The 13887-nt window shown below is 51.1% G+C and carries 13 protein-coding genes; 10 read left to right on the top strand and 3 right to left on the bottom strand.

The genetic code is table 11. The annotated features are described in order from the left end of the window. Positions 1-17 precede the first annotated feature (17 nt). The 10 genes from BLP55_RS05125 (at position 18) to BLP55_RS05080 (ending at position 10462) form a co-directional block, all read left to right on the top strand. A complete protein-coding gene (locus BLP55_RS05125; RefSeq protein ID WP_091141247.1) occupies positions 18-557 on the top strand; it encodes an NADH-quinone oxidoreductase subunit NuoE family protein in 540 nt (179 codons plus the stop codon). Continuing rightward, positions 557-1924 (top strand): NADH-quinone oxidoreductase subunit NuoF, encoded by a 1368-nt coding sequence (nuoF, locus tag BLP55_RS05120; RefSeq protein WP_091141246.1) that lies wholly within the window; start codon positions 557-559, stop codon positions 1922-1924. The genes BLP55_RS05125 and nuoF overlap by 1 nt, the downstream gene beginning before the upstream one ends. Before the next feature lie 123 nt (positions 1925-2047). After that, complete coding sequence (locus BLP55_RS05115) at positions 2048-3097, top strand: NADH-quinone oxidoreductase subunit G (RefSeq protein WP_091141245.1); 1050 nt, start codon at positions 2048-2050, stop codon at positions 3095-3097. Next, on the top strand, positions 3097-4140 hold the full coding sequence (gene nuoH / locus BLP55_RS05110; protein ID WP_091141244.1) for an NADH-quinone oxidoreductase subunit NuoH: 1044 nt from the start codon (positions 3097-3099) through the stop codon (positions 4138-4140). The genes BLP55_RS05115 and nuoH overlap by 1 nt, the downstream gene beginning before the upstream one ends. 222 nt (positions 4141-4362) lie before the next feature. Further along, positions 4363-4908 (top strand): NuoI/complex I 23 kDa subunit family protein, encoded by a 546-nt coding sequence (locus BLP55_RS05105; RefSeq protein WP_091141243.1) that lies wholly within the window; start codon positions 4363-4365, stop codon positions 4906-4908. Beyond that, a complete protein-coding gene (locus tag BLP55_RS05100) occupies positions 4908-5426 on the top strand; it encodes an NADH-quinone oxidoreductase subunit J family protein (RefSeq protein ID WP_091141242.1) in 519 nt (172 codons plus the stop codon). The genes BLP55_RS05105 and BLP55_RS05100 overlap by 1 nt, the downstream gene beginning before the upstream one ends. Then, positions 5426-5746: an NADH-quinone oxidoreductase subunit NuoK gene (gene nuoK, locus BLP55_RS05095; RefSeq protein ID WP_091141241.1), complete on the top strand. Its 321-nt coding sequence runs from the start codon at positions 5426-5428 to the stop codon at positions 5744-5746. Before BLP55_RS05100 ends, nuoK begins: the two co-directional genes overlap by 1 nt. Further along, the gene (nuoL, locus tag BLP55_RS05090) at positions 5746-7629 is read left to right on the top strand and encodes an NADH-quinone oxidoreductase subunit L (RefSeq protein ID WP_091141240.1); all 1884 of its coding nucleotides are present in this window, start codon (positions 5746-5748) and stop codon (positions 7627-7629) included. Before nuoK ends, nuoL begins: the two co-directional genes overlap by 1 nt. A gap of 7 nt (positions 7630-7636) precedes the next feature. After that, complete coding sequence (locus BLP55_RS05085; RefSeq protein ID WP_091141239.1) at positions 7637-9079, top strand: complex I subunit 4 family protein; 1443 nt, start codon at positions 7637-7639, stop codon at positions 9077-9079. A gap of 6 nt (positions 9080-9085) precedes the next feature. Beyond that, positions 9086-10462 carry an NADH-quinone oxidoreductase subunit N gene (locus BLP55_RS05080; RefSeq protein ID WP_091141238.1) on the top strand — a complete coding sequence of 459 codons (1377 nt, stop codon included), beginning with the start codon at positions 9086-9088 and terminating at the stop codon, positions 10460-10462. A 67-nt stretch (positions 10463-10529) separates the two neighbouring features. Here the strand turns inward: BLP55_RS05080 and BLP55_RS05075 are convergent, their stop codons facing one another. From BLP55_RS05075 to BLP55_RS05065, 3 genes are all read right to left on the bottom strand, one after another. Beyond that, the gene (locus tag BLP55_RS05075) at positions 10530-10874 is read right to left on the bottom strand and encodes a heavy-metal-associated domain-containing protein (protein ID WP_091141237.1); all 345 of its coding nucleotides are present in this window, start codon (positions 10872-10874) and stop codon (positions 10530-10532) included. Positions 10875-10937: 63 nt separating this feature from the next. Next, the gene (locus tag BLP55_RS05070; protein ID WP_211516806.1) at positions 10938-11420 is read right to left on the bottom strand and encodes a cupin domain-containing protein; all 483 of its coding nucleotides are present in this window, start codon (positions 11418-11420) and stop codon (positions 10938-10940) included. A gap of 120 nt (positions 11421-11540) precedes the next feature. After that, positions 11541-13853 (bottom strand): tail fiber domain-containing protein, encoded by a 2313-nt coding sequence (locus BLP55_RS05065; protein ID WP_091141236.1) that lies wholly within the window; start codon positions 13851-13853, stop codon positions 11541-11543. Positions 13854-13887 lie beyond the last annotated feature (34 nt).

Raw genomic sequence — 13887 nt, 5'->3', positions numbered from 1 at the left:
AAAATTTAAAATAACAAATGAAACAGTCACACGATATCCAACAAACGATCAACATCACGCCAGCGCTGATGGACCGCATCAATGAACTCCTCGGCCATTATCCCGCCGACAAACGCAAATCGGCGTTGTTGCCAATTTTGCACGACGTCCAGGATGCGCATGACAACTGGCTGTCGGTCGAATTGATGGACAAGGTGGCCGAAATCATCGGCATCAAACCGATCGAGGTGTATGAAGTGGTGTCGTTTTATACGATGTTCAACCAACGTCCTATCGGCAAATACATGTTCGAATTTTGTCAGACTTCGTGCTGCGCCACGCGCGGTGTCGAGGATTTGATGGATTATACGTGCAGCAAACTCGGCGTGGGCGTCGGGCAACCAACACCCGACGGCATGTTCGAAGTACGCGGCGTAGAATGTTTGGGCGCGTGCGGCTATGCCCCGATGATGCAGCTCGGCGACACCTACCGCGAGCACTTGACCAAGGAAAAGATTGACCAGATCATCGAAGACTGTAAAGCAGGAAAAGTCAACCTTTATTACAACGCAGAGTAATGGGTAAGCAAATACTATTAGACAAGATCAACGTTCCGGGCATCAAGACCTATGAAGTGTACCGCAAAGAAGGCGGCTACGCATCGGTCGAGAAAGCGCTCAAATCCATGACACCCGACGAAGTCGTGAACCAAGTAAAGGATTCGCAGCTCAAAGGACGCGGCGGTGCCGGTTTCCCGATGGGGATGAAATGGAGTTTCATCGACAAAAAATCGGGCAAACCAAGACATTTGGTATGCAATGCCGACGAATCGGAACCGGGCACGTTCAAGGACCGTTATTTGATGGAATACATCCCGCATCTTTTGATCGAGGGGATGATTACGGCGAGTTACGCGCTCGAAGCGAACCTGTCCTACATCTACATCCGCGGCGAATACATGTGGGTGTTCAAGATACTCGAAAAAGCCATCAAGGAAGCCTATGCGGCCGGATGGCTCGGCAAAAACATCCTGGGCACGGGTTACGACCTCGACCTGTATGTACACGTGGGCGGCGGCGCCTACATTTGCGGCGAGGAAACCGCGCTGATCGAATCGCTCGAAGGCAAACGCGGCAACCCGCGCATCAAGCCGCCATTCCCTGCGATTTCGGGCTTGTGGCAAAACCCGACCGTGGTCAACAACGTCGAATCGATTTCGGCCGTGCCGTGGATCGTGATGAATTCGGGTGCAGAATACGCAAAAATCGGAACCGAGAAATCGACGGGAACCAAGTTGATTTCGGCCTCAGGTCACATCAAAAAACCGGGCGTTTACGAAATCGAACTGGGCATTTCGGTGTACGATTTTATCAATTCGGACGAATATTGCGGCGGCATGCTCGACGACAGGCCTTTGAAAGCGCTTGTCCCGGGCGGTTCATCTGTTCCAATCTTGCCTGCGCACCTGATCTATAAAACAGCCAATGGCGAAGACCGTTTGATGTCGTATGAATCGATGCAGGACGGCGGATTTGCCAGCGGTTCGATGATTGGTTCGGGCGGATTCATCGTGTACAACGACACCACGTGCATCGTTCGCAACACCTGGAACTTTTCTAGATTCTACCACCACGAAAGCTGCGGACAATGTTCGCCTTGCCGTGAAGGAACGGGTTGGCTCGAGAAAGTGCTGCACCGTATCGAAACCGGCCACGGCCGCGAAGAAGACATCGATTTGCTGTGGAGCATCCAAAGCAAAATCGAGGGCAACACGATTTGCCCATTAGGCGACGCGGCGGCATGGCCCGTGGCGGCAGCGATCCGTCATTTTAGAGACGAATTCGAGTACCACGTGCGTTTCCCGGAGAAAATCAAAAACAGGGACCATTTTGTGCATGAACCTTTTGAGAAGGTGAGGCATTTGGTTTCGAAAGAAACTGTTTAGTCATAAAGTCGTAAAGTCATAAGGTCATAAAGGCGGGCTCTGCGACAAAAATAAAATAATGAAAGTATTATCGTTTTCAAGGCCTTTCGACTTTAAGACTTTAAGACTTTAAGACTCAAAACCATGAAAGTAACCATAGACGGACAAAGCATAGACGTCGAACCAGGAACCACCATCCTGCAGGCGGCGCGCAAGATTGGCGGGGAATCGGTTCCGCCGGCCATGTGCTATTATTCGAAACTCAAGGGAAGCGGCGGCAAATGTCGTTGCTGTTTGGTCGAAGTTTCCAAAGGAAGCGACGCCGACCCGCGCCCGATGCCCAAACTCGTCGCGTCTTGCGTCACGGGTTGTATGGACGGGATGGAAGTCAACAGCACCGCCTCGGAACGTGTGACCGACGCGCGCAAGGCCGTGACCGAGTTTTTGCTCATCAACCACCCGCTCGACTGTCCGGTATGTGACCAGGCGGGCGAGTGCGATTTGCAGAATTTGAGCTTCAAGCACGGTAAATCTGAAACGCGTTTTATCGAAGAGAAAAGAACGTTCGAGCCAGAAGATATCGGGCCGAACATCCAACTCCACATGAACCGTTGCATTTTGTGCTACCGTTGTGTGATGGTGGCCGACCAACTCACCGACAACCGCGTACACGGCGTAGTCGACCGCGGCGACCATTCGAACATTTCGACCTGTATTTCTAAGGCCATCACCAACGAATTCTCGGGCAACATGATCGATGTGTGTCCGGTGGGTGCTTTGACCGACAAAACGTTTAGGTTCAAATCGCGTGTATGGTTCAACAAACCGTACAACGCGCACCGCGATTGCAAAACGCCGGGCTGCTGCGGAAAAACCACCGTTTGGATGTTCGGTAACGAGATCCAGCGCGTGACCGGTCGCAAGGACGAATACCACGAAGTAGAGGACTTCATTTGCAACGAGTGTCGTTTTGACCACAAAGACGTCAAGGACTGGGTGATCGAAGGACCGCGCAAATTCGAAAAGGATTCGGTGATCAACCAAAACAATTACACGCGCAAATTGGATACCGTGGTGATCGAAACCGAAACCGGCATTCTCAAAGGACGCGAACAAGACCGCAAGAAAATCTCGATGCGCCACAAGCCGCTCGACGCCCAAGAACAAACCGCATTTAAAGAAGGAAACATATAATGGATACCGCGATCATCATAGAAAAAAGTGTGCTCATTGTAGCGGTTTTTGCCCTGACGATGCTCATGGCGATGTATGCGACGCTGGCCGAACGCAAAGTGGCCGCGTGGTTGCAAGACCGCATCGGGCCAAACCGCGCCGGAAAAGGCGGCATCCTGCAACCATTGGCCGATGGACTCAAGTTGTTTTCGAAAGAAGAATTTTTACCCGACACGCCCAACAAATTCCTGTTCGTGGCAGGGCCTGCCATTTCGATGAGCGTGGCGCTGATGACCTCGGCGGTGATTCCGTGGGGCGATAAATTGGAGATTGCCGGGCGCACCGTCATCATGCAGGCGACCGACATCGACGTGGCGTTGTTGTACGTTTTTGGCGTACTGTCGGTAGGGGTTTACGGCATCATGATTGGGGCTTGGGCCTCGAACAACAAATTTTCGCTCATGAGCGCGATGCGCGCCTCGTCGCAGATGATTTCGTATGAAGTGGCGATGGGACTCTCGATCATTGCGCTGCTCATGATGACCGGAACGTTGAGTTTGCGCGAGATCGCGGCCCAGCAAAGCGGCATGAACTGGAACGTGTTTTACCAACCCGTGGGCTTTTTGATCTTTTTGGTATGTTCGTTTGCCGAGACCAACCGTACGCCGTTTGACTTGGCCGAATGTGAGGCCGAACTCATCGGGGGCTACCACACCGAGTATTCATCGATGCGGATGGGCTTTTATTTGTTTGCCGAGTATGCGAGCATGTTTATCTCTTCTACGATCCTCGCCGTGCTTTATTTTGGGGCCTACAACTACCCGGGCATGCAATGGGCGGTGGAGAACTGGGGCGTGAACGTGGCCAACATCATCGGGTTTTTGGCGCTGTTTGCCAAGCTGTGTTTCTTTATCTTCTTTTACATGTGGGTAAGGTGGACCATCCCGAGATTCCGTTACGACCAATTGATGCGTTTGGGCTGGCAGATGTTGATTCCACTCGCGATCGCAAACATTTTTGTGACGGCGATTTGCATTTTGTGGAGCGACGGGAATTTGTTTTGAGTCGTAAAGTCATAAAGTCGTAAGGTCTTAAAGTCATAAAGTCATAAAGGCGGGAAGCGAGCGGAACGTCGAAAGAAGAATAAATTTGAATAATAGCCCCGATTGCAGCGGAAATCCTTTTTATGAAGTTGTAAACAAAATAAAAAGATTGAAGCGGAAAGCGGGACCAAACATGAAAGAACGAGCAAACAACTGCTCCTAAAAAATAAAAAACCAAAAACGATGGCATTACAAACGATGTCTTTATCGGGCCGAAAGAAAGAGGTGTCGAACAAAAAGATGACCTTTTTGGAACGACTCTACCTGTGGACGATCATCAAGGGAATGATGATCACGATCGGTCACTTGTTTACCCGAAAAGTAACGATCAAGTACCCTGAACAGGTGCGCGAGCGCTCGAAGGTGTACCGCGGGCAGCATTTGCTCAAGCGCGACGAACAGGGCCGCGAGAACTGTACGGCGTGCGGATTGTGCGCACTGTCTTGCCCGGCCGAGGCGATCACGATGACGGCCTCTGAACGCAAACCGAGCGAAAAACATTTGTACCGCGAGGAGAAATACGCGTCGGTGTATGAAATCAACATGCTGCGCTGCATTTTTTGCGGACTGTGTGAGGAAGCGTGCCCGAAGGATGCGATTTATTTGACCGAATCGAAAGTCTTGGTGCCGTCGCAATACGACCGTGAGGATTTTATTTTTGGCAAGGACAAGCTGGTGATGCCACTTACCGAAGCCATGAAAAACGCCCAACTTAAAAACGCGAACTGATGCATACCATTACCCTGTTGTTCATTTTGCTTTCGGCCGTTACGGTGGCCACGGCGTTCTTGACGATTTTTTCGAAAAACCCGATCCACAGCGCGATTTACCTCGTGATTTGTTTCTTTTCGGTGGGCGGGCATTATTTGCTCATGAACTCGCAGTTTTTGTTCATCGTGCACATTATTGTGTATGCGGGTGCCATCATGATTTTGTTCCTGTTTACCATCATGCTCATGAACCTCAACAAGGAAGACGAGGTGCACAAGCCGCGTTTGCAGCGTTGGAGCGCCGTGCTGTTCTTCTTTTTGCTGTGTGCGGTAATGATGCTGATCTTTTTCCAATCCAAGCCTATCGTGGGCGACTACGACGATTTGGGCACCGACTACCAATCGATTAAGGTGTTGGGCAAGGTGTTGTTGGATTCCGAGAACGGGTTCATGGTGCCGTTTGAATTTGCCTCGGTATTGCTCTTGGTGGCGATGATCGGCGCGGTGTTATTGTCTAAAAAAGAAAAATCATCATAATGGGAAATGTACTGAACCAGATTGGGATTGAAAATTATATTTTCCTGGCCGTGATCTTGTTTTGCATTGGCGTGTTTGGGGTGTTGTACAGGCGCAACGCCATCATCGTGTTCATGTCGATCGAAATCATGCTCAACGCCGTAAACCTGTTGTTCGTGGCCTTTTCGACCTACCACCAGGATGCGCAAGGACAAATCTTCGTGTTTTTCTCGATGGCGGTGGCTGCAGCCGAAGTGGCTGTGGGCTTGGCGATTGTGGTGTCGATTTTCCGCAACCTCGGCTCGATCGACATCGATAACTTAAAGAACTTGAAAGGATAATGGATAGTTTAGCTTTACTCTTATTGCTCTCGCCTTTTGTAGGTTTTTTGATCAACGTTTTCTTCGGGAAAAAACTCGGACACAATGGCGCTGGCTATCTGGCCACGCTGGCCGTGGTGGTGTCGTTCGTGGCCACATTGGTGTTTTTCCTGGGCCTCAACGGCGGCGCGAAGCCTTCCGAAATCAAGCTGTTCGATTGGTTGTCGGTGAACAATTTCAACATCGAATTCGGCTTTTTGCTCGACCAGTTGTCGGTATTGTGGCTCATGTTTGTCACGGGTATCGGGTCGCTCATCCACCTGTATTCGGTGTCTTACATGCACGACGACGAGAACCGTCATAAATTTTTCGCCTACCTCAACCTGTTCGTGTTCTTCATGATTTCGCTCGTGATGGGCAGCAACTTACTCGTGATGTTCATCGGATGGGAAGGCGTCGGGCTGTGCTCCTACCTGCTCATCGGTTTCTGGTACAAAAACCAGGACTACAACGATGCGGCCAAGAAGGCCTTCATCATGAACCGCGTGGGCGACTTGGGACTTTTGATCGGGATTTTCATCCTCGCTACTTTGTTCGGCACGCTCAATTTCACCGAACTCAACGCCACGATCCTGGGTGGTACCAACGCGGGCAACACCACGTGGATTGCGGCGGCGGCATTGGCCTTGTTCATCGGTGCGTGCGGTAAATCGGCGCAAATTCCGTTGTACACCTGGCTTCCCGATGCAATGGCGGGACCAACGCCCGTATCGGCACTCATCCACGCCGCGACCATGGTGACGGCCGGTATTTTTATGGTCACGCGTTTGCACGTATTGTTCGACCTCGCCCCTGTGGTGTTGGACGTGATTGCTTACGTAGGCGCATTTACCGCACTAATGGCCGCGACCATCGGGCTGGTACAAAACGACATCAAAAAAGTACTCGCCTACTCGACGGTTTCGCAATTGGGATTGATGTTCCTCGCGCTGGGCATGGGCGCCTATGAAGTAGCCGTGTTCCACGTGATCACGCATGCGTTCTTCAAGGCCTGTCTGTTCCTCGGTTCAGGCTCTGTCATCCACGCGTTGCACGGCGAACAGGACATGCGCAACATGGGCGGGCTCCGCAAAGCCATGCCGATTACGTTTGTCACGATGCTCATTTCGTCGCTCGCGATTTCGGGTATTTTCCCGCTCGCCGGATTCTGGTCTAAGGACGAAATCCTGATGGTATCGTTCCACGGCAACAAGGCGTTGTGGGTCATCGGTTCGGTGGCCTCGGTTTTGACCGCGTTTTACATGTTCCGATTGATGTACCTTACGTTTTTCAACGACTTCCGCGGTACCGACGAACAAAAGCACCACCTGCACGAAAGCCCTGCGCTCATTACATTCCCGCTGATCGTACTCGGCACGTTGGCGGCCATCGGCGGACTCATTTCGCTTCCGGGACACAGCTGGCTCAACCATTACCTGGCGCCGTTGTTCGCCGAAAAAACACACGAAGCGCACCATTTGGGCACTACCGAATACCTATTGATGGCCGTGGCCACCGTGGGCGCGCTCATCGGTATCGGCATCGCTTATGCAAAATACATCAAGCAAAAACAACTGCCCGAAACCGACGAAAACATTTCGGGTTTCACCAAGGTGTTGTACGACAAATATTATGTAGACGAAGCCTATGAGGCCATCATCGTCAAGCCAATCAATTTCTTGTCGCGCTTTTTCCGCGATTACATCGAGACCGCCGTGGCCGGATTTGTATTCGGGTTTGCGCGTGCGGCCAACGAAATAGGTTATCAGGGCAAAAAATTACAAAACGGGAACGTCGGGTTTTACCTGTTCGCCTTCGTCTTGGGCGTTTGTGCCATCATCTCATACGTATTCCTAGCAAAATAACAGACAAATGGATGCATCTACTTTATTGATTGTTCTTCTCATCGGTTCACTGGCGACCTATTTCTCGGGCGATAAATTTGCCGGAAAAGTCGCGCTGCTGTTCTCGGTGGCGGCGCTGGCCGTGTCTGTTTTGTTGCTCAATGCGTTCAACGCCGGACAAAATGTCGATGTGTTGTGCGCCTGGATCTCGCAGCCCAAGATCGCCTTTGCGCTAAAGGTCGATGGGTTGTCGCTGGCGATGCTGTTGCTCACCACCGCGCTTACACCGCTGATTGTGTTCTCGGCCTTTGGCAACGACCACAAGAACGCCAAGGCATTTTATGCGCTGATCCTGTTCATGGCCTTTGCGATGGCGGGTACGTTTTTGGCCGCCGACGGTTTGCTTTACTACATTTTCTGGGAACTCGCGTTGATCCCGATTTACTTTATCGCGCTGATTTGGGGCAACGGCGATGCCGACGAACGCCGCAAAGCCGTCGTCAAATTCTTTATCTATACGTTTGCGGGCTCGTTGTTCATGCTCACGGCGTTCATCTACATGTACCAACGCGCAGGCAGTTTCCTGATCGACGATTTGTACAACATGCGTTTGACGATCAAAGAGCAATTTTGGATTTTCCTCGCGTTCTTTTTGGCCTATGCGATCAAGATTCCGATTATCCCGTTCCATACATGGCAGGCCAAGGTGTATCAAAAAGCACCTACCGTCGGGACGATGTTGCTTTCGGGCATCATGCTCAAAATGGGCTTGTATTCGGTCATCCGTTGGCAGTTGCCGATTGGGCGTTGGGCCGCGATCAACTTCATGCACATTTTCATCGGACTGTCTATCGCGGGTGTGATTTACGGATCGATTGTAGCGCTGCGTCAAAAAGATTTGAAAAAACTACTCGCCTATTCGTCGCTTGCGCACGTCGGACTCATTGCCGCCGGGGCCTACACGCTCACGCTCGACGGACTAAAGGGCGCGGTGTTGCAAATGATTGCACACGGTTTTGTGGTGGTCGGCTTGTTCTTTGTGGCCGAGATTATTTACCGCAGATACGAGACGCGTACGATTGCCGACATGGGTGGCATCCGAATCCAATCGCCTAAATTCACGTCGATGTTCATGATTTTGGTGCTGGCGTCGGTGGCGTTGCCGTCTACGTTCAATTTCATCGGCGAATTCACGGTGCTGTACAGCTTGTCGCGCATAGACATGTGGTTCGCGATTCTCGGTGGTACGACCATCATCCTTGGTGCCTATTACATGCTACGGATGTTCCAGCAGGTGATGCTCGGGCAGCAAAACGCGCGCCTGTTCCAGGACGTGACTTTCAATGAAGGCGTTGTGTTGGTTTTGATCATTGCCGTGTTGTTTTTCTTTGGTATCTATCCGAAGCCCATTACCGATTTGATCACACCAAGCCTCCAGAACATATTAACTTTTGTATACAGAACTAACTAACCCACGATGAGTACACTAATAGCGATCACAGCCTTGGGCGTCGTCTGCCTGCTTTTTGAAATCCTCAATTGGCGAAAGGCGATGATCCCGTTTACGATTCTCGGTTTGTTGGGCACGCTCGGTATGACCGTGTGCGAACTGGTCGATGAGAACATCGGTAGTTTTTACAACAACATGGTGGTGGTCGATGCGTTCTCGCAGTCGTTCTCGAGCCTTTTCATCGTGCTGACGATTTTCCTGATCGCGATGAGCCACAACTTTTACCAACACCACCAGGCCAAGATTTCGGACTACATCGCGATCAAGATTTTCCTGCTTGCGGGTGCTGTAGCGATGGTATCGTTTGGCAACTTGGCGATGTTCTTTTTGGGTATCGAGATCTTGTCGATTTCGCTGTACATCCTGGCGGCCAGCAACAGGCTCAACGTACGCAGCAACGAAGCGGGCATGAAGTACTTCTTGATGGGGTCGTTTGCCTCGGGCATTTTGCTGTTCGGGATTTGTTTGATTTACGGCGGCATGGGTACGTTCGATGTAGCCGAAATTGCCGAATTGTCGCACTCAGCCGAATTGCCGATCTGGTTCCCGATTGGGATCATCCTGGTCACCATCGGTATGTTCTTCAAGATCGCCGCGGTACCGTTCCATTTTTGGGCGCCCGACGTATACGAGGGTTCTCCTGCGCTGACTACGGCCACGATGAGTACACTCGCCAAAGTAACCGCTATGGCCACCTTGTATAAATTGTTGTGCGCGATGAATGCCGATGTAAACCACGCGTTCCAGATTACGGTGGTTGTGGTGTCGATCGCCTCGATGACCGTGGGCAATTTGATGGCCTTGCGTCAGGCGAATGTCAAACGTATGCTTGCGTTTTCGGGTATTTCGCACGCGGGCTTTATGCTGATGGCATTGCTGAACCTGAACCACGCGGGCGGGGCTTTGCTGTATTATGCCGCGGCCTATGCGCTCGCGGGTATAGCCGCGTTTGCCGTGATCTTGTATGTGTGCAAAGACAATGATAACGAAGACGTGACGAACTTCCACGGACTCGGCAAAACCAACCCATTGTTGGCCGCGATTTTGACCGGCGCTTTACTGTCTATGGCGGGCATCCCAGTCTTCTCGGGCTTTTTCGCCAAACTGGCGTTGTTCAGCCTGACGATCAAATCGGGTTATTTGTTCCTGGTCATTGTGGCCGTAATCAACTCGATCATCAGTGTCGGCTATTATTTCAAATTGATCCTGGCGATGTACACCAAAGAACCGAACCAGCAACGCAACGGGACATCAATGGTGTATTACGGCGTGGCTTTTGCGTCGATCACACTTACCATCTTGCTTGGGTTGTTCCCTTCGCTGGTGATGGATTTGTTGGGCTAAGCCAAAAACATATCAAAAAAGAAACCACCTCATCGGGTGGTTTTTTGTTTCGGATTAAACTTGCTGACTACGCCTTCTTACAACAGTCGTCCAGTTTTTCGTAGGCCTCGGGATTGGCTTTGACCTCATCGGCATCGAAGCCCAGGTTGGCAATCCCTTGCCTGATCTTGTCCAAGTTGGTCTTTTTCGGATCAAAATATACCGTAAACTTCATCGCCGCTTCGTCAAGGTCATACATCTTGACGCCCTTGATCTTGAGCATGTTTTTTTGAAAATTCTGACCGCAGGTTTCGCAGGCCTTACAATGATTGCAGTACAACGTGGTTTGGATAACTGCCTTTTCGGTCTCTTTTTGTGCAACGGCCAGCGTCATCGAAAAAAACGCCAGCGTCAAAAATGCCAATTTTTTCATGCGAATGATTTTAAACAAAAATAGGAAATAAAAACAAAAACCCGGTTTGACCCGGGCTTTTCGCTAAACAAAACTGATGCCATAGCGGTCGCAAATTTCGGCGACCTTCTCGAAATCGGGTGGTCCTGCCGGCAACTCGGCCAGCTTCTCGAACATGTGTTCGATGCCCGACGGGATGATTGTCACCGCCGCCCGGCATTTCTTGGTCCCCACGACACGGAAGCCATGCGGGATACGACGCGGCAAAAAGATCATGTCGCCCGCGCCCAAAATCGTGGTTTCACCTTGGGTTTGAAATTCCATTTCGCCTTCGAGGATGTAAAATACCTCGTCTTCGTTTTCGTGGATGTGCATCGGAACGCCCACGCCCGGGTCGTTGTAATTCTCGACAATCGTAAATTGATCGCCCGTGTCTTTGCCCGATAATTTGATGGTTTGGTTGTCGCCGAGTACGTTCAGGCGTTGGCCTGCTCCGGCCAGTTGGATTTTGTGGATGGCCTCTACAGAGACCGCGTCGGTCATACCGACAGGTTCATTCGTGTTCATGATTAACTGATTGATGATTAATGATTGTGGTTAAGACGCACAATTGCTATTTTGTTACAGTCAATCACAAAAAAAACCGCTCCCTGGACGAAGCGGTTTTGTCCGAAAGTAAATACCACCTTACTTTTTATCGGACGACAATCTATTCAAAATGAGCTGCAGTTGCGCTTGCTGAGATTCAAGTTGCTGCTGCAGTTTACGGTTGTGTTGTACAAGATTCTCGTTTTGCTCCTTGAGCTCGCGAATGGCATTCACCGAAGCTACTAGGATGGAATGCATGTTGAAATTGAGGTAGCCGTCGTCGTCGGTGCCTACCGCTTCGGGAAAAATTTTTTGAACTTCCTGCGCCGAGAATCCCACACATTCGGTTTGCAATACCTCGGGTTCAAATTGGTGCCCGTCTACATCCTGGTAATGGTAGCGGATGGGCTGCAGTTCTACAATCTCGGCAAGCCCTTTTTCATAATTGCCGTGGATCTTTTTGAGCCGTTCGTCCGAAGGGATCGTCCAAACAGTCGTGGCCGGCTTGCGTCCCTGGTCGAGCGACAATTGAAATTGGCCACCCAAAGACGCGTTGTTGTCGATACCTAGTCCGACCCGCCCGTTCTTGAGCACCAACATGGCATTGCTGCGTTCTGCCGGATCCAGTAAAAAGTCGTTGTCGGTATCCACTGCATTGCCAATGACAAACAGCCTATCGGTCGCATTGGCAGCCTGACAACGTATATCCCCGTTGACCGTCGGCGTATAAAGCGTTGCGCCAAAGCCAATCACGGTTTCACCAAAACTGGCCGCCGTATTGAATTCGCCGGTGGCTACGGCCAATCGACCAGACACAATGTTGTCTTTTCCCTTGGCAAAACCGTACTCGCTGGATATCTCATTGAAATTGCCAAGTGCGATGCCCCACCGTTCAGTAATCACGTTTTGTTGCCCGAAAGCGTATGCATTAGACCCAGAAACATTGTTCATGAAACCAAAAGTCGCAGACAGGCTTCCGCTTGAAATATTGTATTGGCCGAAACTAAACGATGTCGATCCGCTGGCGGTATTGCCGTCTCCCATCGAAACGGAACGTGTTCCGCTGGAGGTGTTGTCTTCGCCAAAAGATACCGAATAATTCCCCGTATTGGCATCGGACCATTGCGAAGCGTTTACTTTGCCTGCACGAAACGCCCCTTTTCTTGGGTTCCACACCATCCGCATCGTCGTTCCTGTTGGCATCGTTGCACCACTGCCGAGCGTTCCCGTCGAAAATAGACCGTCGGTGCCGGATATGGTGACCGGGCCGCTATCGGCAACAATGGTCCTTCCGAGGCCTGCACCACTAAAATCGTAGGCTTCGTCGAGGCTTCCGCTGGCTATCGCATTTCGGTTGGTCCAGGTCGCGGTGCCATTGGCGTCGCCTACTAGCAAACGCCCGGCGGCTTGGTTGCCGTCGACCATGCGAATGTTCCCTGCGACATGTAACCGCTCCTGCGGATTGCTGGTTCCTATGCCCACGTTGGCCGAAACTGTTGCGCCGTTGACCCCGGCGGTACTTCCCAAAACCACAGCATTGTTGCCCGTCACCAAGGCCCTGGCGCCGATTGCCGTGGCATTCTCTAAATTGTTCGTCCCCACATTGGCCAAATAACCAAAAGCAGAATTGTTGCTTCCCACGGTGTTGTTGCGCAAGGCCTCTTTCCCAAAAGCCGAATTGTTGTCCCCTATCGTATTGTTGAACAACGCTTGTCTTCCGAACGCCGCATTGGCGCTTCCGAGCGTACTGTTGCGCAAGGATTGGTATCCGTAGGCGGAATTCTCGAATCCCTCGGTATTCAAGAGCAACGATGCGCGTCCGAACGCTACGTTCCAATAGCCTGTCGTATTGGCACCCAAGGCATCGTAACCCACGGCAGAATTTTCGTACCCGCTCGTGTTGGTCGTCATCGCCCCTGCCCCAAAGGCAGTATTGAAATTCCCTGTAGTGTTGTCTTGCAACGAAGCAAGTCCAAAAGCAGTAGAGGTTATGCCGATTCTACCCGATAATATGCCGCCGCGTTTGAAAATAACATCCTGTGCATGAATGGTCCCTATAAAGTGCGAAGCGGCCGACGTGTTGGCGTTACCGTGGATCGACCATTGGTTGGCATTGGTACTGCCCACTCCCTTCCAAGCCGCCGTGGCATGTTCCCAATAATAAAATCCAGGCGCATTTGCCCCGGCCTGCGTGGTCAGAAAAACCAACATGCCATTTTGGGCAGCGGTCGGATTTACGACGGGAAAAACATCGATTTTGGGAATCAACAAGCCATCTTGGTTCGTAGGTGACGCTGCGTTCCCGGAACGAATGTCCATGACCGCGTTGGGTGTGGTGGTATTGATTCCTACCTGTGCGAAAAGTTTGATGCTTAAAAAAAAGAGCAACAGTAATGGCTTTACTTTTTTCATCTCTACTACCGGTTAAAAATTCTATTACAAAAGG

The sequence above is a fragment of the Flavobacterium caeni genome, assembly GCF_900101895.1.
Classification (GTDB): domain Bacteria; phylum Bacteroidota; class Bacteroidia; order Flavobacteriales; family Flavobacteriaceae; genus Flavobacterium; species Flavobacterium caeni.
Note: the sequence above shows the minus strand (reverse complement) of the source record. Positions and strands in the feature narration are given on the sequence as shown.

Excerpts from the sequence above, each read along its gene's own strand:
- BLP55_RS05065 (WP_091141236.1), bottom strand. The coding sequence starts at position 13,853 with ATGAAAAAAGTAAAGCCATTACTGTTGCTCTTTTTTTTAAGCATCAAA.
- BLP55_RS05085 (WP_091141239.1), top strand. The coding sequence starts at position 7,637 with ATGGATGCATCTACTTTATTGATTGTTCTTCTCATCGGTTCACTGGCG.
- BLP55_RS05100 (WP_091141242.1), top strand. The coding sequence starts at position 4,908 with ATGCATACCATTACCCTGTTGTTCATTTTGCTTTCGGCCGTTACGGTG.
- BLP55_RS05115 (WP_091141245.1), top strand. The coding sequence starts at position 2,048 with ATGAAAGTAACCATAGACGGACAAAGCATAGACGTCGAACCAGGAACC.
- nuoL (WP_091141240.1), top strand. The coding sequence starts at position 5,746 with ATGGATAGTTTAGCTTTACTCTTATTGCTCTCGCCTTTTGTAGGTTTT.
- nuoH (WP_091141244.1), top strand. The coding sequence starts at position 3,097 with ATGGATACCGCGATCATCATAGAAAAAAGTGTGCTCATTGTAGCGGTT.
- BLP55_RS05080 (WP_091141238.1), top strand. The coding sequence starts at position 9,086 with ATGAGTACACTAATAGCGATCACAGCCTTGGGCGTCGTCTGCCTGCTT.
- BLP55_RS05070 (WP_211516806.1), bottom strand. The coding sequence starts at position 11,420 with ATGAACACGAATGAACCTGTCGGTATGACCGACGCGGTCTCTGTAGAG.
- BLP55_RS05075 (WP_091141237.1), bottom strand. The coding sequence starts at position 10,874 with ATGAAAAAATTGGCATTTTTGACGCTGGCGTTTTTTTCGATGACGCTG.
- BLP55_RS05105 (WP_091141243.1), top strand. The coding sequence starts at position 4,363 with ATGGCATTACAAACGATGTCTTTATCGGGCCGAAAGAAAGAGGTGTCG.
- nuoK (WP_091141241.1), top strand. The coding sequence starts at position 5,426 with ATGGGAAATGTACTGAACCAGATTGGGATTGAAAATTATATTTTCCTG.
- nuoF (WP_091141246.1), top strand. The coding sequence starts at position 557 with ATGGGTAAGCAAATACTATTAGACAAGATCAACGTTCCGGGCATCAAG.
- BLP55_RS05125 (WP_091141247.1), top strand. The coding sequence starts at position 18 with ATGAAACAGTCACACGATATCCAACAAACGATCAACATCACGCCAGCG.